The sequence below is a fragment of the Azospirillum sp. B21 genome (genome assembly GCF_008364825.1).
In the GTDB taxonomy this organism is placed as follows: domain Bacteria; phylum Pseudomonadota; class Alphaproteobacteria; order Azospirillales; family Azospirillaceae; genus Azospirillum.
The window spans coordinates 49,469-72,949 of record NZ_VTTO01000005.1 but is presented as its reverse complement, the minus strand read 5'-3'; the positions used below and the strand labels follow the sequence as shown (position 1 = coordinate 72,949).

The window sequence follows — 23,481 nt, the reverse complement described above, 5'->3', positions numbered from 1 at the left end:
GTTCGAAGTCGGCCATTGTCTGTCCAAAGCGACGAGCTTACCATCCGCTTAACAGACGAAGCGGCGTCTTCCGGGACGGCACGCTCCGCAATGGGAGAAACGTCATGGACGGCATCCGCCCCGCCACAACGTGGCCGGTGGAAAGGCCGTCAGGGGGTGCGGAGCCATGAGCCTGCATGTCGCCTTCGACGGCATCACCAAGGAATTCGGTCCCGTGCGCGTGCTGCACGGCGTCAGCTTCGACCTGCATCCGGGCCGGGTGCACGGGCTGCTGGGCGAGAATGGCGCCGGCAAATCGACGCTGATGAAGATCCTCGCTGGCTATCACGCGCCGACCGCCGGCACGCTGCGCATAGATGGCGAAGCGGTGACGTTCAAAAGCTCCCGCGATGCGGAAAAGCGCGGGATCGTGCTGATCCACCAGGAACTCAGCCTGGCCGATGACCTCACCGTCGCCCAGAACATGTTCCTCGGCCACGAGATAAAGCGCGGCTGGCTGCTGGACGACCGCGCCATGCGCGAACAGGCGGCCAACGCCCTGCATCAGGTCGGCTTCGAACGTGATCCCGACACCAAGGTGCGCGACCTGATCGTCGCCGAGAAACAGCTGGTGGAGATCGCAAAGGCGCAGCTGCGCAACGCCCGGCTGCTGATCATGGACGAGCCGACGGCCAGCCTGACTCCGTCCGAATGCGACCGGCTTTTCGGGCTGATCGACCGGCTGCGGCAGGACGGCGTCACCATCGTCTACATCTCCCACAAGCTGGACGAGGTGGAGCGCATCACCGACGAGGTGATCGTGATGCGCGACGGCCGCTTCGTCGCCCGCGCACCCACCGCCGAAACGCCGCGCCAACGCATGGCGACGCTGATGGTCGGGCGCGACCTGACCGACATGTTCCCCGACAAGCACATGCCCGCGCTCGGCAAGCCGCTGATGGCGGTGCGCGGCCTGACCGTGCCCGGCTGGGCGGAGGATGTCAGCTTCGACCTCCATCCCGGCGAAATCCTGGGCTTCGCCGGTCTGGTCGGCGCCGGCCGCACCGAACTTTTCGAGGGCATCCTGGGCCTGCGCCCGCGCAGCGCCGGCACAATCGAGATCGAAGGCCGCCCGGTCTCCTTGCGCACCCCGCGCGAGGCGATGCGCAATGGCCTCACCTATCTCAGCGAGGACCGCAAGGGCAAGGGCCTGCACGTCAAGATGGGGTTGCGCGACAACCTGACCCTGATGACGCTACGCCACCACGCCCAGCCGCTGCTGTCGCCGGCCTCGGAGGACAGGGCGCTGGAGCACGCGGTCGCGTCCTTCGGCATCCGCGGCAATCCGCAGGGCACCGCCGCATCATTGTCCGGTGGCAACCAGCAGAAGTTGGCCATCGCCAAGTTCCTGGAGCCCGACCCCCGCGTCTTCGTGCTGGACGAGCCGACACGCGGCGTCGATGTCGGCGCCAAGCGGGACATCTATTTCCTGATCGCGAAGCTGGCCGCCGAAGGGCGCGGCGTGATCGTGATCTCATCCGAACTGATCGAACTGATCGGGCTCTGCCACCGGGTGATCGTGATGCGCGGGCGCCGGGTGACCGCGACCGTGCCCGCCGACCGGCTCAGCGAAGAGGAGTTGATTGCCCATGCCATCGGCACCCACACCCGTCACTGACGTCCGGCAGGACGGTGCGGCCCCGCGCAAGCCGAGCCGCCGCTTCGATCCGCGCCGCTTCGGCCCGGTCGTCGGGCTGGTGTTGCTGCTGATCGTCGGCACGGCGCTGAACCCGGATTTCGCGACCTGGGACAACCTGATGAACGTGCTGACCCGCACGGCCTTCATCGGGATCATTTCCATCGGCATGTGCTTCGTCATCATCTCCGGCGGGATCGACCTGTCGGTAGGATCGATGGCGGCGCTGATCGCCGGCGGCATGATCCTGCTGATGAACGCGCTGGCCGCATCGGTCGCCTCGCCGGTCGCGGTGGTGGGGCTCGGAATGCTGTTCGCGCTGCTGCTGGGCGGCGGGTTCGGGCTGGCGCACGGCTATCTAATCACGCGCGGCCGGATCGAGCCCTTCATCGTCACGCTGGGCACGCTCGGCATCTTCCGCGCCGTGCTGACATGGCTGGCCGATGGCGGCGCCATCACGCTGGACAACGATCTGTCGGAGGCCTACGGCCCGGTCTATTACGGCAGCCTGCTCGGCATTCCGGTGCCGGTCTGGGTCTTCCTGGCGGTGTCGGTGGCCGGTGCCGTGCTGCTGAACCGCACCGCCTTCGGCCGTTATGTCCAGGCGATTGGCTCCAACGAGCAGGTGGCGCGCTTCGCTGCGGTCGATGTCGACCGGGTGAAGCTGCTGACCTATGGGCTGCTCGGCGTGTGCGTCGGCATCGCCACGGTGCTGTATGTGCCGCGTCTGGGCTCCGCCTCCCCCACCACTGGACTGCTGTGGGAGCTTGAAGCGATTGCCGCGGTGATCGTCGGCGGCACCTCCTTCAAGGGGGGCGAGGGGCGAATCGCCGGCACGGTGATCGGTGCGGTGCTGCTGTCGGTCATCAGCAACATCCTGAACCTGACCAGCATCATCAGCGTCTATCTGAACGCGGCGGTCCAGGGCTGCGTCATCATCGCCGTCGCCTTCCTGCAGCGCCGGCGCCCTTAAGAACGATAAGGAGGAGAATCGTCATGTCGGAAGTTGCGCGTTATTCCCGCCGTCTTGTCATGGGCGCCGGTCTGGCCATGACCGCGACGGTCGCCCTCGGTAGCGCCCTTGGCGGCGTCGCTTTCGCGGCCGATGCGGTGAAGCTGGGCGTCAGCATCCCGGCCGCCACCCACGGCTTCACCGGCGGCATCGTCTGGTGGGCCAATCAGGCGAAGGCGGAGCTGGAGAAGGCCCATCCCAACCTGAAGATCACCGTCAAGACCGCCAGCGGCGCGCCGGAACAGGCGAACCAGCTTCAGGATCTGGTGACCGTCACCAAGATCGACTCGCTGGTCATCTTCCCCTTCGAATCCGCCGCCCTGACCCAGCCGGTGATGCAGGCGAAGAAGAAGAACGTCTACGTCACCGTCGTCGACCGCGGCCTGACGGATCCCAGCGCGCAGGACGCCTACATCGCCGGCGACAACACCGCCTTCGGCCGCATCCCGGCCGAATACATTGCGAAGAAGTACAACGGCAAGGCCAACATCGTGGCGCTGCGCGGCATCCCGACCACGCTCGACAACGAGCGGTGGGAGGCGTTCACCGCGGTGATGAAGCAGCACCCGGACATCAAGATCCTCGACGCCAAATACGCCAACTGGAACCGCGACGACGCCTTCAAGGTGACGCAGGACTTCCTGACCCGCTTCAAGGAAATCGACGTCATCTGGGCCGCCGACGACGACATGGCCTTCGGCGTGCTGAAGGCGATCGAGCAGGCCAAGCGCACCGACATCAAGGAGGTGTTCGGCGGCGCGGGCTCCAAGACGATGGTGAAGACCATCATGGACGGCTCCAACCCGCTGCTGCACGCCGACGTGTCCTATTCGCCGAAGTTCATCTACGACGCCATCAAGATGACCGCCGAAGCCCGCCTGAAGGGCGACAAGCTGCCGGCGACTTACATCATCCCGTCGGCGCTGATCACCAAGGAGAACGCGAAGGAGTTCTACTTCGCGGATTCGCCGTACTGATCCTTGGCACCGCTTGCCCCCTCCCCGACCCTCCCCCGCCCTCGGCCGGCCGAAGGCCGGTCCGATCGAGGAAGAGGGTGCCTTATGCGAAGCGGCGGCAGTCCCCTCTCCCGCGTCAGCGGGGGAGGGTTAGGGAGGGGGCAACCGCCAACCGACACCTCCCGTCAACCGGGGAGCCCAAACCCATGAAGACCATCAAAGGCCCGGCGATCTTCCTCGCCCAGTTCGCGGGCGACGCCGCACCCTTCAACTCGCTGGACGGCATCGCCCGCTGGGCCGCCGGCCTCGGCTTCAAGGGCGTGCAGATCCCCAGCTGGGACCGCCGCCTGTTCGACCTGCAGAAGGCCGCCACCAGCCGCGCCTACTGCGACGAGGTCAAGGGCACGCTCGCCGATGCCGGCGTCGAGTTGACCGAACTGTCCACCCACCTCCAGGGCCAGCTCGTCGCCGTCCATCCCGCCTACGACGCGCTCTATGACGGCTTCGCCCCGGCGGAGGTCCATGGCCGTCCCGACGCGCGGCAGGCCTGGGCGGTGGAACAGCTGCACCTCGCCGCCAAGGCGTCCGCCAACCTCGGCCTGACCGCCCACGCCACCTTCTCCGGCGCGCTGGCCTGGCCCTACCTCTATCCCTGGCCGCAGCGTCCGCCCGGCCTGATCGAGACCGCCTTCGACGAGCTGGCGAAGCGCTGGCGCCCGATCCTCGACGCCTTCGACGAGGCCGGCTGCGACCTCTGCTATGAGATCCACCCCGGCGAAGACCTGTTCGACGGAACCACCTTCCAGATGTTCCTCGACCGGGTGGACGGGCACAGGCGCTGCAACATCCTGTTCGATCCCAGCCATTTCGTCCTGCAGCAGCTGGACTATCTCGGCTACATCGATGTCTTCCACGACCGTATCCGCATGTTCCACGTCAAGGATGCGGAGTTCAATCCCACCCCTTGGCAGGGCGTCTATTCCGGCTATGCGCCATGGAAGGACCGGGCCGGGCGTTTCCGCTCGCTGGGCGACGGGCAGGTCGATTTCCGCGGCATCTTCTCCAAACTGACCCAGTACGGCTTCGACGGCTGGGCGGTGCTGGAATGGGAATGCTGCATCAAGCATCCGGAGCAGGGAGCCGCCGAGGGCGCCCGCTTCATCCAGGACCACATCATCCGCGTCACCGACCGCGCCTTCGACGATTTCGCCGATGCCGGAACCGACGAGGCGGCCAACCGCCGGATCCTGGGTTTGGGGAAAGGGACATCATGAGCGCGGATCAGACACCCGCGGCCGCCAGACGCTTGAGGCTGGGCATGGTCGGCGGCGGTCAGGGCGCCTTCATCGGCGCCGTCCACCGCATCGCCGCCCGGATCGACGACCGCTATGAACTGGTAGCCGGCGCCCTGTCCTCCAATCCTGAGCGGGCGCGGGCCAGCGGAGCGGAGCTTTTTCTGGCGCCCGACCGCTGCTACGACGACTTCCGCAGGATGGCTGAGGCTGAGGCGGCGCGGTCCGACGGCATCGACGCGGTCGCCATCGTCACGCCCAACCACCTGCATTACCCCGCCGCCAAGGCCTTCCTCGAGGCCGGCATCCACGTCATCTGCGACAAGCCGCTGGTCCATACGGTGGAGGAGGCGGAGGAACTGGCCGAACTGGTGCACAGCCGCGGCCTCGTCTTCGTGCTGACCCACAATTACAGCGGCTATCCGATGATCCGGCAGGCGCGCGCCATGGTCGCGGCCGGGACGCTGGGCAAAATCCGTGTGGTGCAGGTCGAATATGCCCAGGACTGGCTGGCGACCGACCTGGAAGCCAGCGGCCAGAAGCAAGCGTCGTGGCGCACCGACCCGGCGCAGAGCGGCATTGCCGGCTGTATCGGCGACATCGGCACCCACGCCTTCCATCTGGCGGAGTTCGTGACCGGCCTCCGCTGCACCGATCTCGCCGCCGACCTGACCACCTTCGTGCCCAACCGGCGGCTGGACGACAACGCCCACATCATGATGCGCTTTGCCGACGGCGCCCGCGGCATGCTGTGGGCGAGCCAGGTCTGCCCCGGCACCACCAACGGCCTGCGCCTGCGCGTCTTCGGCGAGGCCGGCGGGCTGGAATGGCAGCAGGAGCAGCCCAACGAGCTGCGCTTCACCCCGCTGGGCGAGCCGACACGCACCCTGCTGCGCGCCGGTGCGGGAAGCCTGCCGGCCGCCAGCGCCATCTCGCGCACTCCCGCCGGCCATCCGGAAGGCTATCTGGAAGGTTTCGCCCAAATCTACCGCGACGCCGCCGACCTCATCGCCGCCCGGATCGACGGCCGCCCGGCGCCCGCCGATGTGCCGCTCCCGACAGTGGAGGATGGGGTGCGTGGCGTACGCTTCATCCATGGCGCAGTGGACTCCAGCCGCCGCAACGCCGCGTGGGTTTTGTTGGCTGATTAACCCCCTCTCCCGGGGCGGGAGAGGGAGTGTAACCGTCCCCGAAAAGCCGGTCCTCTCCTGGGAGGGCCGGCTTATTGCGTTCGGGCGAGCGCAATGCGCAGAACCGGCAAAATCCGTTCCGAAGAGGCAATCACCCTTTCGGCCCTTTCCGTACCATCCGTTCATCAAGACAGCCGGAGCCGGTCCAGCCGGCCGACACGGTCCCGAACGGACTTTGCATGACCTCCCACGAATTCCATCCGTCGCGTCGGACGGTCCTCTCCGGTAGCGCCGCCCTCGCCGTTGCGGGCGGCGGCCTGCTCACTGCGGTCGCCGGCCCCGTCGCCGCGGCCGAAAAGACGGCCATCCGCCAAGACCCGACCAAAGGAACCAGACCCATGCTCCAGGGCAGCTACGTCACCACCAAGGACGGCGTCCAGATCTACGTCAAGCAGTGGGGGCCGCTGACCGGCCAGCCGGTGGTCTTCAGCCATGGCTGGCCGCTGACCGGCGACGCCTTCGAAGACCAGATGATGTTTCTGGCCCAGCACGGCTATCGCACCATCGCCCATGACCGCCGCGGCCATGGCCGGTCGTCGCAGCCCGGCTTCGGCAACGATCTCGACCATTACGCCGACGATCTGGCCGCGGTGATCGAGGCGCTGGAGTTGAAGAACGCCGTCCATGTCGGCCATTCCACCGGCGGCGGCGAGGTTGCGCGCTACATCGGCCGCCACGGTGTGTCGCGCGTCGCCAAGGCGGTGCTGATCGGCGCCATCCCGCCGATCATGGTGAAGACCGACTGGAACCCCGACGGCGTGCCGATGGAGGTGTTCGACGGCATCCGCGCCGGCGTGAAGGCCGACCGTTCGCAGTTCTTCAAGGATCTGACGATCCCCTTCTACGGCTACAACCGTCCGGGCGCCAAGGTTTCGCAGGGCGTCATCGACAGCTTCTGGATGCAGGGCATGATGGGAGGCCTGCTGGCCGAGTACGAGTGCGTCAAGGCCTTCTCCGAGACCGACCAGCGCGAAGACCTGAAGAAGATGATCGTCCCGACCCTGGTCCTGCACGGCGACGACGACCAGATCGTCCCGATCGCCACCTCCGCCAAGGCCGCCGTGACACTTCTGCCGAAGGGCACGCTCAAGGTGGTCGCCGGTGCGCCGCACGGCATCTGCACCACGCACAAGGACATCGTGAACGAGGAACTGCTGGCCTTCATCCAGGCCTGAGCGGAAATCGGGGCATTGTGCCAATTTAAGCAACAGTTATGTTCCAACAGGTTCGATTGTCCCGACTTTCTGACCATGCCATTGTCCTTTCAGACGGTGGCGCCGACGAAATCGGCAGCCAATCCCTTAAAAATCCACACGGAACAGGAAACGATCATGACTTTCCCGGCCAAGTCGCTCATCAACGCCGACGACACCGTCTTCATCTTCATCGATCACCAGCCGCAGATGTCCTTCGGCGTCGTCAACATCGACCGCCAGCAGTTGAAGAACAACACCATCGCGCTGGCGAAGACCGCCAAGCTGTTCGGTGCCTCGACCATCGTGACCGCGGTGGAGACCGAGAGCTTCTCCGGCTACATCTGGCCGGAACTGATGGACGTGCTGCAGCAGGATCCCATCGAGCGCACCTCGATGAACAGCTGGGATTCGGAGGAACTGGTGGCTGCCGTCAAGGCGACCGGCAAGAAGAAGCTGGTCATCGCAGCATTGTGGACCGAGGCTTGTCTGCTGTTCCCGACGCTGTGCGCCATCGAGGAAGGCTTCGAGGTCTACATCGTCACCGACGCTTCGGGCGGCACCTCGCAGGAGGCCCACGACGCCGCCATCCGGCGCATGGAGCAGGCCGGCGCCCATTCCATCACCTCGGTCAACGTCCTGCTGGAACTGCAGCGCGATTGGGCCAAGCGCGGAACCTATGACGGCGTGATGAACATCGTCCGCGAGCATTTCGGCGCCTACGGGATGGGTGTCGATTACGCCTACACCATGGTCCACAAGGCCCCGCAGCGCGGCGAGCACCCGCACAAGGTGACCGGCGCAGCCGCGCACGAACATGCGTAACCGGCACGCCTGATCCTGCGTCCCTGCGTCCGGCTTCGGCCGGGCGCAGGTTGTCATTCGACAGACCAGCTTTCCAGACCGGGAGCCCGGAACCATGATGCCTTATCTCCTATCGGCCGGCGCCGGCATCCTGGTCGGCATCATCTATGCGTTGATCGGCGTCCGTTCGCCGGCACCGCCTACCATCGCCCTGATCGGACTGCTTGGCATGCTTGTCGGCGAGCAGGTGGTGCCGGTCGTCAAGCGCCTGATCGCCGGCGAGCCGGTCGTCGCCTTCATCCAGACCGACTGCGCCCGCCATGTGCTGGGCCCGCAGGCCGGAGCCGACAGGACGCCGGCCGACCCGGTTGGGAAGGAAGAGAAGGCATGACGCCCCCAACCCCGCCCGCGATTAGCCGCCGCAAGGCGATTGCCGGGACCGCCGCCGCGACCCTGCTCGCCTCGCCGCTGATGTCCACCCTCGCGTCCAGAACCGGGAATGCCGCCATGCCCAACACCGCCACCACCGGCGACGTGATCCTCGTCAACGCCAAGGTCACGACGCTGGACCGCGCCAACCCACAGGCCAGCGCCATCGCCATCCGCGACGGCCGCTTCCTCGCCGTCGGCACCGAGGCGGAGGTGCGCGCCGCCGCGCCGCAAGCGACGGTGATCGATGCCAAGGGCCGGCGGGTGATCCCCGGGCTGATCGACAGCCACATGCACATCATCCGAGGCGGCCTGAACTACAACATGGAGCTGCGCTGGGACGGCGTGCCGAGCCTCGCCGACGCCATGGCGATGCTGAAGCAGCAGGCGGCCATCACGCCGCCGCCGCAGTGGGTCCGGGTGGTCGGCGGCTTCACCGAGCACCAGTTCGCCGAAAAGCGCCTGCCGACCATCGAGGAGCTGAACGCCGCCGCTCCCGACACGCCGGTCTTCATCCTGCACCTCTACGACCGCGCCCTGCTGAACGCCGCGGCCCTGCGCGCCGTCGGCTATACCAGGGACACGCCGAACCCGCCGGGCGGCGAGATCGTCCGCGATGCTGCCGGCAACCCGACCGGCCTGCTGCTGGCGCAGCCCAACGCGACGATCCTCTATTCCACGCTGGCCAAGGGGCCGAAGCTGCCGCCCGAGTACCAGCTGAACTCCACCCGCCATTTCATGCGCGAGATGAACCGGCTGGGCGTGACCGGAGTGATCGACGCCGGCGGCGGTTACCAGAACTATCCCGACGATTACGCCATCATCGAAAAGCTGCATGCCGATGGCGAGCTGACCCTGCGCATCAGCTACAACCTGTTCACCCAGAAGCCGAAGGAGGAGCTTGCCGACTTCGCCGGCTGGGCGTCGAAGGTGAAGCCCGGTGATGGCGACGACAGCTATCGCCACAACGGCGCCGGCGAGATGCTGGTCTATTCCGCCGCCGATTTCGAGGATTTCCGCGTCGCCCGCCCCGACATGCCGCCGAACATGGAAGGCGATCTGGAGCCGGTGATCCGCCTGCTGGCCGAGAACCGCTGGCCCTGGCGTCTGCACGCCACCTACGACCAGACGATCAGCCGCGCGCTGGACGTGTTCGAGAAGGTCAATCGCGACATCCCCTTCGACGGGCTGCACTGGTTCTTCGACCATGCGGAGACGATCAGCGACCGTAACATCGACCGCATCGCCGCACTCGGCGGCGGCATCGCCGTCCAGCACCGCATGGCCTATCAGGGCGAGTATTTCGTCGAGCGCTACGGCGCGAAGGCGGCGGAACGGACCCCGCCCATCGCGAAAATGATGGCGGCCGGCCTGCCGGTCGGCGCCGGCACCGACGCCACCCGCGTCGCCAGCTACAACCCGTGGGTCTCGCTGTCCTGGCTGGTGACGGGCAGGACGGTCGGCGGTCTCAGCCTCTATCCCCAGGCCAACCGGATGGACCGCGAAACGGCGCTGCGGCTGTGGACGGAAGCCAACACCTGGTTCTCCAACGAACAGGGGAAGAAGGGGCAGATCAAGGCCGGTCAGTTGGCCGACCTCGCCGTGCTGTCCGACGACTTCTTCTCGATCTCCGAAGACCGCATCGCCCATCTGAACTCGGTCCTGACCATGCTCGGCGGTGCCGTGGTGCATGGCGAGGGCGATTACAGCCCGCTGGCGCCGCAATTGCCCAAGCCGATGCCGGACTGGTCGCCCGTGCGCACCTTTGGCGGCTATTACAAGGCGGCCGACGGCGCTGCGGGCGACCAGCGGAAGGCGCTGGCATCGGCCTGCGGCTGCGCCACTGGCTGCGGCGTTCACGGCCATGACCATGCCGCCGCCTACGCCGCCGACGTCCCGGCCGCCGACGTGCAGTCCTTCTGGGGCGCGCTCGGCTGCGGCTGCTGGGCGGTGTGACCTTCCTTCCGCTAAAGCGGGTCCCCTCTCCCCCCCGGGGAGAGGGTTAGGGTGAGGGGGTCGCGCGGCGAGGATCTTCAAGAATCGCGCTCTCCGCTCCCCACCAATTCCACTCGATGCATCCCCCTCACCCCGACCCTCTCCCCGGGGGGGAGAGGGGGATTTTCGCCCCCCAAAAACACGAAACGGCCCCCGCCATGACCTTCCGCGATCTGGAACGCCCCATCGACCGCATCCTCGACTGGGACGGCACATGGTTTCTGGCCCGGCTCGCGTTGGTGGGTGCCTATCTGCTGGGCGGGCTGGTGAAGCTGACCGACTGGCCGGGCGCGGTGGCGGAGCAGGCGCATTTCGGCCTGCATCCTCCGGCGCTGTGGGCGGCGCTGACCATCCTGGTCGAGCTTGTCGGGCCGCTGCTGATCCTGCTGGACCGCGCGCTGTGGCTGGGGGCCGGGGCGCTCGGCGTGTTCACCGTGCTGGCGGCACTGATCGCCAACGATTTCTGGACGATGGTCGGCCATGAACGCTTCATGGCGACCAATGCCTTCTTCGAGCATCTCGGACTGGTCGGCGGCTTTGCGCTGGCCGCCATGCTGTCGCGGCTGCGCCGACGCTCCCGGCACCTTTGAGGGCTGCCCGCCCGCCCCCGCCAACCGACGGGATCAGTGGGCGCGGCAGGTCATCAGACTGTCGACGATCCGCACCAACTCCACCACCGACCGCGCCTCCATCTTGCGCATGGCCTGACCGCGGTGCAGCTTCACCGTCGCCTCGCTGAGTCCGAGGTCGTCGGCGATCTGCTTGTTGCGCAGGCCGGACACCACCATCATCGTGATCTCGCGCTCGCGCGGGGTCAGCGTGTCGAAGCGGGCGCGCTGGGTGACGAGTCCCCGCTCCTGGTCGCGCTGCTCGCCATGCCGGGCGATGGCGGCGTGGATGGCGTCCAGCAGTTCCTGGTGATGCACCGGCTTGGTCAGGAATTCGAAGGCCCCCGCCTTCATCGCGCGCACCGACATCGGCACATCGGCATGCCCGCTGATGAAGATCACCGGCAGGCTGTTGCCGCAACGCGCCAGCTCCGCCTGGAAATCCAGCCCGCTGCGCCCCGGCAGCCGCACGTCCAGCACCATGCAGCCGACATCGATGGCCGGGCGTTGGTCGATGTATTGCTGCACCGACCCGAAGCTCTTCACCTGCAGCCCGACGGACTCGAGCAGCCCTTCCAGCGCTTCGCGGACGGCTTCGTCGTCGTCGATGATCACCACGGTCACCACGGCCGCGGCGGTTTCGGCCTTGCCCCTCATCACACCCCTCCGGACGATACCGGCAGCACGAAGTCGAACACGCTCCCACAAGGGGTGCCCGGCGTGGCGGTCAGCCGTCCGCCATGCAGTTCCACGATCGACCGGCTGATCGACAGGCCCATGCCCAGCCCGTCCGGCTTGGTGGTGTACAGGGCCCGGAAGATGGCGTCGACATCGGCGTCCGCGATGCCCGTTCCACTGTCCTCGACCCGGACCCGGATCCAGCCGTCCTCGCTGGCGGTGACGATGCGCAGGCGCCGTTCCGGCAAGTCCGGGTCCGCCATCGCTTCGACCGCGTTCATCACCAGATTGAGGACGAGCTGCTGCAACTGCACCCGGTCGCCATGGACCCAGGGCGATCCGGCCTGGAGATCGGTCTCCACCATAATGCGGGCGCGGCGCAGTTCCGCCCGCACCAGCGCCAGCGTGTCGGCGATCAGCGCGCTCATGTCCACCCATCCGGGATCGGCCGGGGTCCGGCGGGCCAGCGCATGGATGCTGCGGACCACGTCGCCGGCCCGCTGGGCATCGCGCACGATCCGTTCCACCACGACGCGGGTCTTGGCCAAGTCGGGATGCGGCTGCGACAGGTGCTGAAGGCAGGTGCCGGCGTTGGTGATGATCGCCATCAGCGGCTGGTTGACCTCATGCGCGACGGCGGCGGCCAGTTCCCCCATCATGGTCAGCCGGCCGATATGGGCAAGGTCGGCCTGGGCCTTGCGCAAGGCCTCCGCGATCTGGCGGCGCTGGGTCAGGTCGCTGAATACCAGGATGGAGCCGACCAGTTCGCCGCGGTCGTCGATGATGGCGGAGCAGCGCTCCTCCACCACGATCCCAGCCGGAGCGGCCCCCCCGCGGGGCAGCAGCCGCGACAGCCGTTCCGGCGGGGCGAAGGCGCCGCTGCGCAGGACGACGGCGGAGAAATCCTCCAGCGGTTCGTGTGTTTCCTCGTCCACCGCGACAAAGACGGAGGCAAGCGGCTGTCCGGCCGCCTCCGCCGCCGTCCAGCCGGTCATCGTCTCCGCCACCCGGTTCATGAAGTCGACGCGGCCCTGGGGATCGCACAGGATGACGCCGTCGCGGATGCTGGCGAGCGTGGCGGCATAGCGCCGCTCGCTCATCCGAAGCTTGGCGTCGCTAGCGTGCTTGTAGAGCGCCATCTGGATGACGGTGCGCATCTGCGGCTCTTCGAAGGGCTTCAGCAGATAGCCGAAGGGCTCCGTCAGGCTGGCGCGCTGCACCACCTCGTCATTGGCGTAAGCCGTGAGGAAGACGACGGGGATGCGCTGGGCGTCGCGGATCCGGCGCGCCGCCTCGATCCCGTCCATCTCCCCTTCCAGGCGGATATCCATCAGGACCAGATCGGGCTGATGGCTGCCGGCCCGCCGGACCGCTTCCTCGCCGCTGGCCGACATGCCGACCACGACATGCCCCATCCGGGACAGTTGATGCTGAATATCGCGCGCGACGATACGGTCGTCTTCGACGATCAGGATCCGTGCCGCGATCATTCACTTCCCCGGTTACGCCCTTTCAAAGGAAAGATGACAATGAACTCCGTCCCTGTGGTGGAACTGTATTTCAACGAGCCGTGCAACTGGCTGGTCAGGTCGGCGATCAGCTGAAAACCGACCGTATCCATCCTATCGGGATCGTACCCTTCGGGCAAGCCCACGCCGTCATCACGAACGGATAGCCGGTACTCCCGCCCGTCCGACGCCAGCCCCACGCTGAGCACCCCGCCCCGCCCGCCCGGAAAGGCGTGTTTCAGCGCGTTGGAGACCAGCTCGTTGACGATCAGGCCGCAGGGCACCGCCCGGTCGAGGTCGAGCTTCAGGTCGTCCATGTCGGTGTCCAGCCGCACCGCGCCGGCCGGCCGGGAATAGGCGCGCAGCAGATGGGCGCACACCGATTCCAGATGCTCGCGCATCGGCACGCGGGCGAAATTGCCGAGCCGGTAGAGGTTTTCGTGCACCAGCGCCATCGACCGCACCCGGTCGCGGCTGTCGGCGAACAGGGCGGCGACGGCCTCGTCCTCGATGCGGCGGGCCTGGAGGTTGAGGAGGCTGGTAACCAACTGAAGGTTGTTCTTCACCCGGTGGTGGATTTCCTTCAGCAGCGCCTCCTTCTCCTCCAGCGTCGCGGTCTCCAGCGACGCCGCCGCCTGGGCACCGAGCAGCGTCAGGATGTTGACCCGCTGCGGCGTGAAGGCATGGGTCGCCAATGCGTTCTCCAGATGCAGCAGCCCGACGACGCGGCGGCGGCGGACCAGCGGCATGCACAGGATGGAGCGCGCCTCCGTCTCGCGCAGATAAGGATCGGCGGAGAAGGGGCCGGGGGCGCGGGTGTCGTCGACGATCACCGCCTCCTGGTCGCGGATCGCGCCGTGGACGATGGCATGGGGCAGCGGGATGCGGTCGGCATCCTCCTGCACCAGCCGCACCGACACGCCATAGAGCCCGGTCGTCGCCTCCGCCTCCACCCGCAGCCGGTCGCCGCGGGCGAGGATCAGCATGCCGCGGCTGGCTCCGGCATGTTCCAGCACCAGGGTCAGCAGTGTGGTGGTGAGCTGCTCCACGCTCGCCTGGTCGGACACCGTGCGCAGCGTGCCGAGAAGGGCGGCCAGATCGATGCCGTCGAAGCCGCGCGGCGCCTCCGGCAATGCCGGCTCCGCCGCATCCAGGCCGAGGGAGGGGTAGTGCCGGGCGAGCTGCGCGACCTTGGCCGTGCCCCCCCAGCGCGCATAACAGCCGGCGGCGTCGCGGATGCAGGCGAGTTCCAGCGTCGGCACACCCAGCCGGCGATAGAGGCCGGCGGCGCATTCATGGGCCAGCGCCTCCACATGGGGCAGAGCGGTGCGCCGCGCCGCCTGGACCGCGCGGTCATAGCCGCGCATGGCATCCTCCGTCCGCGCTTGCGTCCGGGCCGCCTCCGCCTCGGCGAGGGCGAAGCGGGCATCGAAGCTGTCGGGGCTGTGGCCCGCCCAGTCGCGCAGCTGGTCGAGATGGCGGGCGAGCGCGGCGGCGTGGCGGGCGCGTTGGTCCGGCCGGACGTCGTCCATTGCGCCTGCCCGCGCCAATGCCGCGTGGAAATGGAACTCCGCCATCTCCCAATGGCCGGACGTGGTCCACAGCAGCCCTTCCGCCCGCTCCGCCGCCTCGACCGCCGCCGCCATCTCGCCGGCGATGCAGCGGAGCTGGAGGGTGCGGATCCAATGCCAGCAGGTGGCTATATCCAGGCTGGGATTGGCCAGCAGCCGCACCTCGAAGGCGGCATTGTCGAAGCCCTGCCCGTCGAAGCAGCCGATGGCGTCGGTCTGCCCGCGCAGGGCGCGCAACAGTTGAAGCTGGGTCGTCAGGATGTCGGCGCACAGTCCGAACTTCACCTGCCGGACATAGGACAGCCGCGCCTCCGCCGTGCGCTGCACCGTCGCCAGCGGATCGCCCGCGGCCAGCATGCTGGTGACCAGGGTGACACTGGTGAAGCCGCCATAGGTGACGTCGCCGGCCTCCCGCGCCTCTTCGAAAGCCCGCAGCAGCAGGGCGCGCTCGCTGCGGATGTCGCGGGTCCAGGGGACGACATGATAGGCGAAGGTCATCAGCACCCGCGCCCGGTAGCGCGTCGGCCCCTGCCGCTCCGCCAGATCGTAGCCGAGCCGGCCGAACTCGTAGCCGGCGGCATAGTCGCCGAAATAGGGGCCCGCCATCATGCCGAGATAGGCGAAGCCCAGGGCGGACGCGTCGCTGCGCCCGTTCCGCAGCGTCAGGTTCGCCATCCGGCACAGGATCAGGCAGACGAGGTTGCGGTCGCTGAAGAAGGCCGGCGGCAATGCCGCGGCCAGCACGTCCAGCGTCACCCGGCTGTCGGGGTCGGCGACGGCGGACATCGATGCCAGCGAGGCGATGGGCCGCCCGCCGATGGCCGTTCGCAGCCGCGCGTATTCCTCCTGCGCCAAGGCTGCCGGCGGATGGGCCGCCCAGTCGATGCCGACGCCCTTCAGATAAGCCAGACAGGCGTCGATGGCGCGGTCGCTGCGGTCGATGGCGGTGTAGACGGTGACGAGCAGCGCCGTGATGGCGGCGCGGTCCGCTGGGCATTCGGCCCGTCCCGCAAGGCCGAGCAACCGCCGCTCCGCCTGCTGCAGGTCGCCGCAGAGGAACTCGCATTCCGCCTGCAGATGTTCCAGCGCGAAGGCCAGCCTGTGCCGCCGCTCGATGTCGCCGCCTTCCAGCAGGCGCAGGCCGCCCAGCGCATAGGCCAACGCCGAGCCGTGGGCGCTGGCGGCCTTGGCCTGATGACCGGCGGCGAGATGAAGCGTCGCCACCTCCGCCCGCTCCGGCCCATCCTGGATCAGCGGAAGGCAGCGGTCATACTGGCCGACCAGCGTGAACAGCCGCTCCCCCGTCAGGTCGGCGGCAAAGCCGCGGCGCAGCGCGCGGGCGATGTCGAGGTGGAGCGCGCCGCGCGATTCCGCCGCCACCAGGGCATAGGCCCCTTCCTGCACCCGGTCGTGGAGGAAGCGGAAGCCATCCTCGCTGCGCAGGATCAGCCCCTCGGCCAGCACCGGTTCCAGATGGCGCTCCGTTTCCTCCTCCGCCAAGCCGGCGGCGAAGGCCAGGGTCGACAGCCGGACGGCGGCGCCGAGCGCGGCATGGCGGGACAGAAGGTCGCGCGTTTGCGCCGGGAAACGGCCAAGCCGTTCCGTCATCAGCGTGGCGATGCCGGCGCCCCATGGAGCCTGCTCCACCGCCTCCAGATCCCAATCCCAGCGCATTGCTTCACGGTCGAACCACAGGCGGCCGGAACGTTCCAGCGCAGTCAGCAGCTGCACCGCGAAGAAGGCGTTGCCGCCGGTGCGCTCCTGCAGGAGGGCGACGAGCGCCGCCACCTCGTCCGGCTTGCGGTCCAGGCTGTCGGCGACCATGTGGCGCAGATCGTCCGGCGACAGCGGCCCCAGCGCGATTTCCTCGCAATCGATCGCTTCGCCGGCAGCACCGTCGCAGGCATCCCGGATACGACTCATCAACGCCTGCAGCGGATGGCCGGCGCCGACCTCGTCGCTGCGGTAGGCGCCGACCAGCAGCAGATGGCCGATGCCGCCATCGGCAACCAGCCGGTCCAGCAGGTCCAGCGTGGCGCGATCCAGCCATTGCAGGTCGTCCAGGAACAGGACCAGCGGGTGGTCGGGACGGGCGAAGGTCTGCAGAACGCGCCGGAACAACAGGTCGAAGCGGTTCTGCGCCTCCCGCGGCGGCAGGGGCGGCACGGCGGGCTGCTCGCCGATCAGCAGGGCCAGATTGGGGATCAGGGCGGTCATCAGCGCGCCGCCGTCGCCAACCGCCTCCGCCAGAGCGCGGCGCCACTGGTCGCGATGCAAAACCGGCAGCGCCAGGATGCGGGTGACCAGCGCACGGAAGGCCTCCGCCAGACTGGCATAGGGCAGGTCGCGCTTGCCCTGGTCGAACTTGCCGGCGGCGAACAGGCCGTGCGGCGGCACCAGTTGGTCCTCCAGCGCCTGGACGACCGCCGACTTGCCGACGCCGGACCGTCCGGCGATCAGGACGACGCTCATCCGGCCACCGGCGGCGACCCGATCGAAGGCGGCCTGAAGGGCGGCGACCGGCTCGTCCCGCCCATAAAGGTCCGGCGGCGCGACCAGCCCCTCCGGCATGTCGCGCCGACCGACCGGAAAGGCGGGGATGCGGCCTTCGACATCCCAGGTCCGAAGGGCCTGGATAAGGTCGCGCGTGAGGCCGTCGGCGGTCTGGTAGCGGTCCTCCGCCGTCTTGGCGAGCAGCCGCAGCAGGATGTCCGCGATGGCCGCCGGCAGGTCGGGCGCATGGTGGGCCGGCGGGATCGGGGCGCGAGCGAGATGGCTGTGCACCCATTCCATCGCATCGCGCGCGGCGAAGGGCAGCTCGCCGGTGAACAGCTCGTACAGCGTGACGCCCAGGGCATAGAGGTCGCTGCGGCGGTCGACCGGACGGTTCATCCGCCCCGACTGCTCCGGCGCCATGTAGGGCAGCAGCGCGTCCGGCCGCTCTGCTGCGGCATCGGGGGTAGGGACCGGCAAGGGGCTGGCCCGGCCGAAGCCGGTCAGACGCACCGATCCGTCATCGCCGACCAGCAGGTTGAAGGGCCGCAGGTCGCCGTGCAGCAGTCCGCGGCGATGCAGTTGCGCCGCGGCCTCGGCAATGCGGATGGCCAGCGACAGCCGCTGGCGGAAGGGCATCGCCGGCACCGGCAGGGCCGACAGCGGCTGTCCGCCCGGATCGGCGAGGGTCAGCACCGGGACCATGTCATGCTGCAGCAGGTCGAGCGGCTTGACCGCCCAGGCCGGGTGCAGCCGGCGCGACAGTTCATGCTCCCGTCGCAGCCGGTCGAGCGCCGCATCGGACCGGCCGCCCGGATCCTTCGCAAGCGTCAGCGCCATGCGGACCAGGATCGGAAAGGGCTGGCCCGGCCGCATCACCCGCAGCAGCCGGCTTTCCCCGTCGCTGCCCAGGACATGGCCGCCGGAGCCGGTCGCCGTCAGGTGATCGAAACTGAGCTCCATGTACCGGCCTTTCCCACCCGCAATCCCTACCCTGCCGTCCTATCCTGCCGCCATGGCGCTGTTCAGGGAAGCGATCAGGACGTGGCCGTCCACCGGCTTGCCCAGCACGTCGCGGGCGCCGCCGCTCAGCGCCCGAATCCGCGTGGCATCGTCGGCATAGGAAGTCATGAAGAGGATCGGAGGGTGCCCGCCGCCGTCGGCGTTCAGCCGCTCCTGCAAATCGAGACCGGACAGGCCGGGCATGCGCACGTCCAGGATGATGCAGGCGATGTCCGCCCGGTCCGCATGGGCCAGGAAATCCTCGGCCGAGACGAAGGGCCGGCAGCGGAAGCCGGCGGACCGCAGCAGGTCGTCCAACGCCTCGCGGATCGCCTCGTCGTCGTCAACCACAGCTATCAGGGGTGCATTGGACACGTCGCGATGCCTCGACCGAATGAAGGGCGCCGGTCCCTGGCGCCACGCGCATCCTATCCGGACGGGGGGAAAGCGGGATACCACACCTAGGTCTAGAAAGAGGCGGCCTGGAATGAGGCGGAGGTCAGCCCGTACCGCAGCCCCGCGGTCAGCCGCGGTCGGCGCGCGACAGGGCGTCCACGAAATGGCCCATCGCCAGCTTCATGTCGTTGAAGACCGTCCCCTGCGACACGCCGAGATGGGCGGCGATCTGCGGATAGGACATCCCCTCCACCCGGTTCAGCACCCAGACCCGGCGGGCGCGGTCCGGCAGGGCTTCCATCGCGCCCATGAACTGGGCCAGACGCTCGCGGTGAAGAAGCCGGTCCTCCACCGAAGGGCTGCCGCAGGCGACCTCCAGCGGATCGGCGGTGTCGGAAGCCGGCGCCTCGAACCGTTCCTGGGTGCGGCGGCGGCGGATCTGGTCGAGGGCAAGGTTGTGCACGGTGCGGTGAAGGAAGGCGCCGATATTGTCGATCGGGCCCTTCTGCACCGCGTTGCAGGCCCTGAGATAGCTTTCCTGGATCACGTCCTCCGCCGTCGGCACGTCGCGCACGATGCGCAAGGCCCGACCGAGCAGGGACTGGCGGTGATCCAGATAGATGGCGGTCAGACTTGCGGGCATGGTCGGTCTATCCGTCGCGCGGGCGCTTCCTCGGGGTCGTCAGAGATTGATAATGATTCGCAGTCGCTACTGTCAAGCCGGGCCTCGGATCGTCGGCGGGATGGTTCGACGATCCGGGCTTTCCCGTCCGCGAAGGGCTTTCGGCAATCCCCGCGTAAATCCTACCGGTGCAATTTGTGGCCGTCCCGCACGTCGAACGTCTAAGATGCGGGTGCATGCTGACAGAGGATGGGCAACGCGGGTGAGGCAGGACAGGTCCAGCGGAAAGAAGGCGGAACCCGGCTACCGCCATGCCGATCCGGTGACCGATGCGGCTCTCGACTGGTTCGTCCGGCTGCTCGACGCTCCGGCCGATCCGACGACGCTGGCCGCCTATCGGGCATGGCGGCAGAGCGATGCGCGCCATGCACAGGCGTTCGACCGGCTGACCGAGGTCGGCGGCATGGCGGAGCTGCACAGCGCCACCCTGGCGCATGTGCCGGCGAACCCGGTGCCGATGCGGCGGCCGGGACACTCACGGCGCGCCTGGATGGGCGCGATTGCGGCGACGGGGCTGCTGGCCGTGGTCGGGACGCATCTCTATCCCGATCTGAAGACCCGATGGAGCGCGGACCACCGCACCGCCGTCGGCGAACGGCGGGAGGTGGCGCTGCCGGACGGCTCCCGGCTGGTCCTGGACAGCGACAGCGCGGTGGCCCTGGCCTTCGGCGGGGAGGAACGCCGGGTGGCGCTGCTGCGCGGCCGGGCGTGGTTCGACGTGGTGCGGGACACCGCCCGCCCCTTCCGCGTGGTGGCCGGCTTCAGCACGGTCGAGGTGACGGGGACCGCCTTCAGCGTGCAGTCGGACGACCGCGGCGACTCCGTCTTCCTGGAGCGCGGACGGGTGACCGTCAGCCGGCTGGACGATCCCGGCCGGCCGGTGACGCTTGCCCCCGGCGACCGGCTGACCGCGACGGCGCGCGGCCTGACCATGCAGCCCCGCCCCGATCCGGCCGAGGCGCTGTCCTGGCGCGACGGCCGCTATGCCTTCCACAACGAGCGCTTCGACACCGTGGTGGATACCCTGCGCCGCTACCACGCCGCACCGATCCTGCTGCTGGACGACCGCATCGGTATGACGCGCGTCAGCGGCAACTACCGGCTTGACGATCCGGCCGGCGCGCTGAAGGCGCTGGCCGGGATGGTCGGCGCCCGGATCAGCAGCCTGCCGGGCGGCATCCTCGTCCTGCGCTGACCGCAGATAATTTTGAGAATCGCTCGCAACTTTTTTTGTGAGGGTCGGCGATCCCGTACGTCTGGCGAACAGGGGGTTAGGCTTGTCTGCCTGCGATTGAGCCCCCCGCGCCAGCTTGAGACGGGAGTTGCAGGACATGGTCCGCCGCACGGCATCGATAGTCAAAGTTGCAGATTTCAACCGTTCCCGGTTCGCCGGGCATTTGTTTGCCGCATTGATGACCTCCACGGCGCTCGGCGCCACGCTGACGGCGCTTCCCGCCGCGGCGCAACAGATGGCGCCGGCCGATGCCGCCGCGACCTTCTCGCTGCCGGCGCAGCCGCTGCGCAGCGCGCTGGACGCCTTCAGCCGGCAGACCGGCTGGCAGATCGGCTATCCCGGCACGCTGACCGACGGCCGCACCTCCCGCCCCGTCGGCGGCTCCATGCCGCCGGCGCGTGCGCTTGAAACCCTGCTGGCCGGCACCGGCGTCACCTATCGCCTGACCGGCCCGGCCACCGCCACGCTGGCCCCGGCCCCCGTCGCATCGTCCGGCGGCGACACGATGGCACTGGGTCCGGTTTCGGTCTCCGCCGCCGCCCCGGCGCCGGGCGGCCCGGCGCAGATCGTGATCGGGAAGGAGGAGCTGGACCGCAAAAACCCCAGCGACATCCGCGACGTCTTCGCCGGTGAGCCTGGCATCCGCGTCGGCAGTTCGGTACCGATGTCGCAGAAGGTCTACGTCAACGGCGTGGAGGAGACCAATCTGTCCGTCAGCATCGACGGCAGCCGGCAGAACAACAAGGTCTTCCACCACAACGGCACCACCCTGATCGACCCGGTCTTCCTGAAGACCGCCCGCGTCGATGCCGGCGTGGCGCCCGCCGATGCCGGGCCGGGCGCGCTGGCCGGCTCCATCGCCTACGAGACCAAGGATGCCCGCGACTTCCTGAGCGGCGACGGCATCGGCGCCTTCGTCAAATCCAGCTTCGGCACCAACGGCTCCGTCTTCACCAACAGCGCCGCCGGCTTCGGCCGCCACAAGGGGCTGGAGGGGCTGGGTTATTTCACCTATGGCAAGGGCGCCCGCTTCGAATCCGGCGACGGCCGCAAGGTCGAGGGGACCAAGACCGACCTGAGGAGCGGCCTCGGCAAGGTCGCCTACGAGACGGATGCCGGCCACCGTTTCCAGGTCAGCTACGAGCGGGTCTATGACGACGCCCCGCGCCCGTTCCGCGCCAATGTCGGCTCCATTTCCGGCCGCCCGGCGTGGGAGCCGCGGGTGCGCGACTATACGCTGGACCGCCAGAACCTCGTCTTCACCTATACCGACAGCCTGCCGACCGACCTCTGGAACCCCAAGCTGGTGGTCGCCTATGGCCGGACCGACGTGGAGACGCCGATCTACACCCGTCCGGTGGGGAGCAGCACGGTCCCCGGCAGCTATCCCGGCCAGGGTGCCACCAGCTCGCTGAACGGCAAGCTGGAGAACGTCTTCAACGTCGGCATGGGCACCATCACCGCCGGCAGCGACTTCTACGTCGACCGCGCCCATTATGAAGACCAGACGATGACGGCGCTCGAGAAGGCCCGCAACGTCGGGGTCTATGGACAGGCGCGGCTGTCCCCGGTGGAACGGGTCCGCCTGTCCTTCGGCATGCGCGCCGACCGGCAGTGGTTCGAAGGCACCACCGGCCAGGATTGGACGAACAGCGGTGTCAGCCACAATGTTTCGGGCGAGGTCGACATCCTGCCCGAATATCTGACCGCCAAGGCCGGCTGGTCGCGCAGCTGGGGCGGCGTCCAGCTGGCCGAGAACTTCGTCATGAACCCGGCCTGGCGCTATGGTGCCGGTCCGCAGCCGGTGACCGCCCGCAACCTGACCGCCGGGCTGGTCGGCCGCTACCAGGGCTTCACCGCCGAGGGCCGCGTCTTCCGCACCGACCTGGACGACGTCCGCGCCCCGCGCTTCGCCGCCGGCAGCGGCACGCTGACCCGCGACGTGCGGTCGAAGGGCTACGAACTCGGCGTCGGCTATGCCTGGGACACCGGCTTCGTCCGCGCCAAATATGCCGACATCGACGTGACCATCGACGGTCTGCCCGCTGATTCCGACACCGGCACCTACATCGCCACCCCGATGGGCCGCGTCTATACCCTCGGCGGCGGCCACACGATCCCGAAATGGGATCTGACCTTCGGCGCCGATGTCGAGATCGTGCTGGATTACAACAAGGTCCAGGCCGGCCAGCGCCCGCTGAAGGGGTACGAAACCGTCAACCTCTTCGTCGAGCACAAGATCCCGCAATATTCCAACCTGACCCTGCGCGCCGACGTCCGCAACCTGTTCGACGAGACCTATGCCGACCGCGCCACCTACGGGCAGGAGTTCGGCACCGTCACCCCGCTCTACCAGCCGGGCCGGACCTTCCTGCTGACCGCCTCGGCGAGCTTCTGACCTCCACACCGAAACCGGGAGCCTCCCCGCATGCTGCAGTCGACCGCCCATTTCGAGACGGAGCACGGCAAACGCTACGCCACCCAGCTCTGCCGCCACTTCGCCCACAAGATCGAAACGGTGGAGACCGAGGAGGGCGGGGAGTGCCGGTTCTCAATCGGCACCGCCCGGCTGCGGGCGGCACCCGACCGGCTGATCATCGAGGCCACCGCCCCCACTGCGGAGGAGTTGGCCGAGCTTCAGTCAGTGGTGGAGAGGCACCTGCTGCGCTTCGCCTTCCGCGAGGGCGACCGGCAGCTCGACTGGGCGGTGTAAGGCCGGCCCGACCGCTACCGCCTTGCCCGAAGCCCTTCAGGATCGGCAAA

Annotated in this window: 18 protein-coding genes; 13 read left to right on the top strand and 5 right to left on the bottom strand. The window is 68.3% G+C overall.

Translation table 11 applies throughout. The features are described 5' to 3' along the window. Positions 1–166 precede the first annotated feature (166 nt). From FZ983_RS13815 to FZ983_RS13770, 10 genes are all read left to right on the top strand, one after another. The gene (locus FZ983_RS13815; RefSeq protein ID WP_149224106.1) at positions 167–1,657 is read left to right on the top strand and encodes a sugar ABC transporter ATP-binding protein; all 1,491 of its coding nucleotides are present in this window, start codon (positions 167–169) and stop codon (positions 1,655–1,657) included. Continuing rightward, a complete protein-coding gene (locus FZ983_RS13810) occupies positions 1,629–2,648 on the top strand; it encodes an ABC transporter permease (RefSeq protein ID WP_149224105.1) in 1,020 nt (339 codons plus the stop codon). Before FZ983_RS13815 ends, FZ983_RS13810 begins: the two co-directional genes overlap by 29 nt. A 23-nt stretch (positions 2,649–2,671) precedes the next feature. Next, complete coding sequence (locus FZ983_RS13805) at positions 2,672–3,664, top strand: substrate-binding domain-containing protein (protein WP_211102902.1); 993 nt, start codon at positions 2,672–2,674, stop codon at positions 3,662–3,664. A gap of 185 nt (positions 3,665–3,849) precedes the next feature. Further along, positions 3,850–4,917, top strand: coding sequence for a sugar phosphate isomerase/epimerase (locus FZ983_RS13800; RefSeq protein WP_149224104.1), 1,068 nt, complete (start codon positions 3,850–3,852; stop codon positions 4,915–4,917). Next, a complete protein-coding gene (locus FZ983_RS13795) occupies positions 4,914–6,086 on the top strand; it encodes a Gfo/Idh/MocA family oxidoreductase (RefSeq protein ID WP_188092321.1) in 1,173 nt (390 codons plus the stop codon). Before FZ983_RS13800 ends, FZ983_RS13795 begins: the two co-directional genes overlap by 4 nt. A 377-nt stretch (positions 6,087–6,463) precedes the next feature. Next, entirely contained in the window at positions 6,464–7,300 is an 837-nt protein-coding gene (locus tag FZ983_RS13790; RefSeq protein ID WP_348771053.1) for an alpha/beta hydrolase, read from the top strand. Between the two features lie 156 nt (positions 7,301–7,456). After that, positions 7,457–8,143: a hydrolase gene (locus tag FZ983_RS13785; RefSeq protein WP_149224102.1), complete on the top strand. Its 687-nt coding sequence runs from the start codon at positions 7,457–7,459 to the stop codon at positions 8,141–8,143. 94 nt (positions 8,144–8,237) lie between these two features. Continuing rightward, positions 8,238–8,513 (top strand): XapX domain-containing protein, encoded by a 276-nt coding sequence (locus FZ983_RS13780; protein ID WP_149224101.1) that lies wholly within the window; start codon positions 8,238–8,240, stop codon positions 8,511–8,513. After that, complete coding sequence (locus FZ983_RS13775; RefSeq protein WP_149224100.1) at positions 8,510–10,507, top strand: amidohydrolase; 1,998 nt, start codon at positions 8,510–8,512, stop codon at positions 10,505–10,507. Before FZ983_RS13780 ends, FZ983_RS13775 begins: the two co-directional genes overlap by 4 nt. A gap of 197 nt (positions 10,508–10,704) precedes the next feature. Next, positions 10,705–11,136, top strand: coding sequence for a DoxX family protein (locus tag FZ983_RS13770; RefSeq protein WP_149224099.1), 432 nt, complete (start codon positions 10,705–10,707; stop codon positions 11,134–11,136). 33 nt (positions 11,137–11,169) lie between these two features. On the opposite strand, the gene FZ983_RS13765 is transcribed toward FZ983_RS13770, so the two are convergent. The 5 genes from FZ983_RS13765 to FZ983_RS13745 form a co-directional block, all read right to left on the bottom strand. Continuing rightward, the gene (locus FZ983_RS13765) at positions 11,170–11,811 is read right to left on the bottom strand and encodes a response regulator (RefSeq protein ID WP_149224098.1); all 642 of its coding nucleotides are present in this window, start codon (positions 11,809–11,811) and stop codon (positions 11,170–11,172) included. After that, the gene (locus tag FZ983_RS13760; protein ID WP_149224097.1) at positions 11,811–13,322 is read right to left on the bottom strand and encodes a response regulator; all 1,512 of its coding nucleotides are present in this window, start codon (positions 13,320–13,322) and stop codon (positions 11,811–11,813) included. Before FZ983_RS13760 ends, FZ983_RS13765 begins: the two co-directional genes overlap by 1 nt. Then, entirely contained in the window at positions 13,319–18,367 is a 5,049-nt protein-coding gene (locus tag FZ983_RS13755) for an AAA family ATPase (RefSeq protein ID WP_149224096.1), read from the bottom strand. Before FZ983_RS13755 ends, FZ983_RS13760 begins: the two co-directional genes overlap by 4 nt. 39 nt (positions 18,368–18,406) lie before the next feature. Then, complete coding sequence (locus FZ983_RS13750; RefSeq protein WP_149224095.1) at positions 18,407–18,781, bottom strand: response regulator; 375 nt, start codon at positions 18,779–18,781, stop codon at positions 18,407–18,409. A 148-nt stretch (positions 18,782–18,929) separates the two neighbouring features. Further along, the gene (locus FZ983_RS13745) at positions 18,930–19,445 is read right to left on the bottom strand and encodes a sigma-70 family RNA polymerase sigma factor (protein ID WP_149224094.1); all 516 of its coding nucleotides are present in this window, start codon (positions 19,443–19,445) and stop codon (positions 18,930–18,932) included. A 241-nt stretch (positions 19,446–19,686) separates the two neighbouring features. Here FZ983_RS13745 and FZ983_RS13740 point away from each other — a divergent pair, with 241 nt between their 5' ends. The 3 genes from FZ983_RS13740 to FZ983_RS13730 all read left to right on the top strand — a co-directional run bounded on the left by FZ983_RS13740 (position 19,687) and on the right by FZ983_RS13730 (position 23,431). After that, the gene (locus FZ983_RS13740) at positions 19,687–20,679 is read left to right on the top strand and encodes a FecR family protein (RefSeq protein WP_149224093.1); all 993 of its coding nucleotides are present in this window, start codon (positions 19,687–19,689) and stop codon (positions 20,677–20,679) included. Between the two features lie 217 nt (positions 20,680–20,896). After that, positions 20,897–23,116, top strand: coding sequence for a TonB-dependent receptor (locus FZ983_RS13735; RefSeq protein WP_149224092.1), 2,220 nt, complete (start codon positions 20,897–20,899; stop codon positions 23,114–23,116). 30 nt (positions 23,117–23,146) lie between these two features. Next, positions 23,147–23,431, top strand: a complete 285-nt coding sequence (locus FZ983_RS13730; RefSeq protein ID WP_149224091.1) for a DUF2218 domain-containing protein — start codon at positions 23,147–23,149, stop codon at positions 23,429–23,431. The last annotated feature ends 50 nt before the right edge of the window (positions 23,432–23,481 follow it).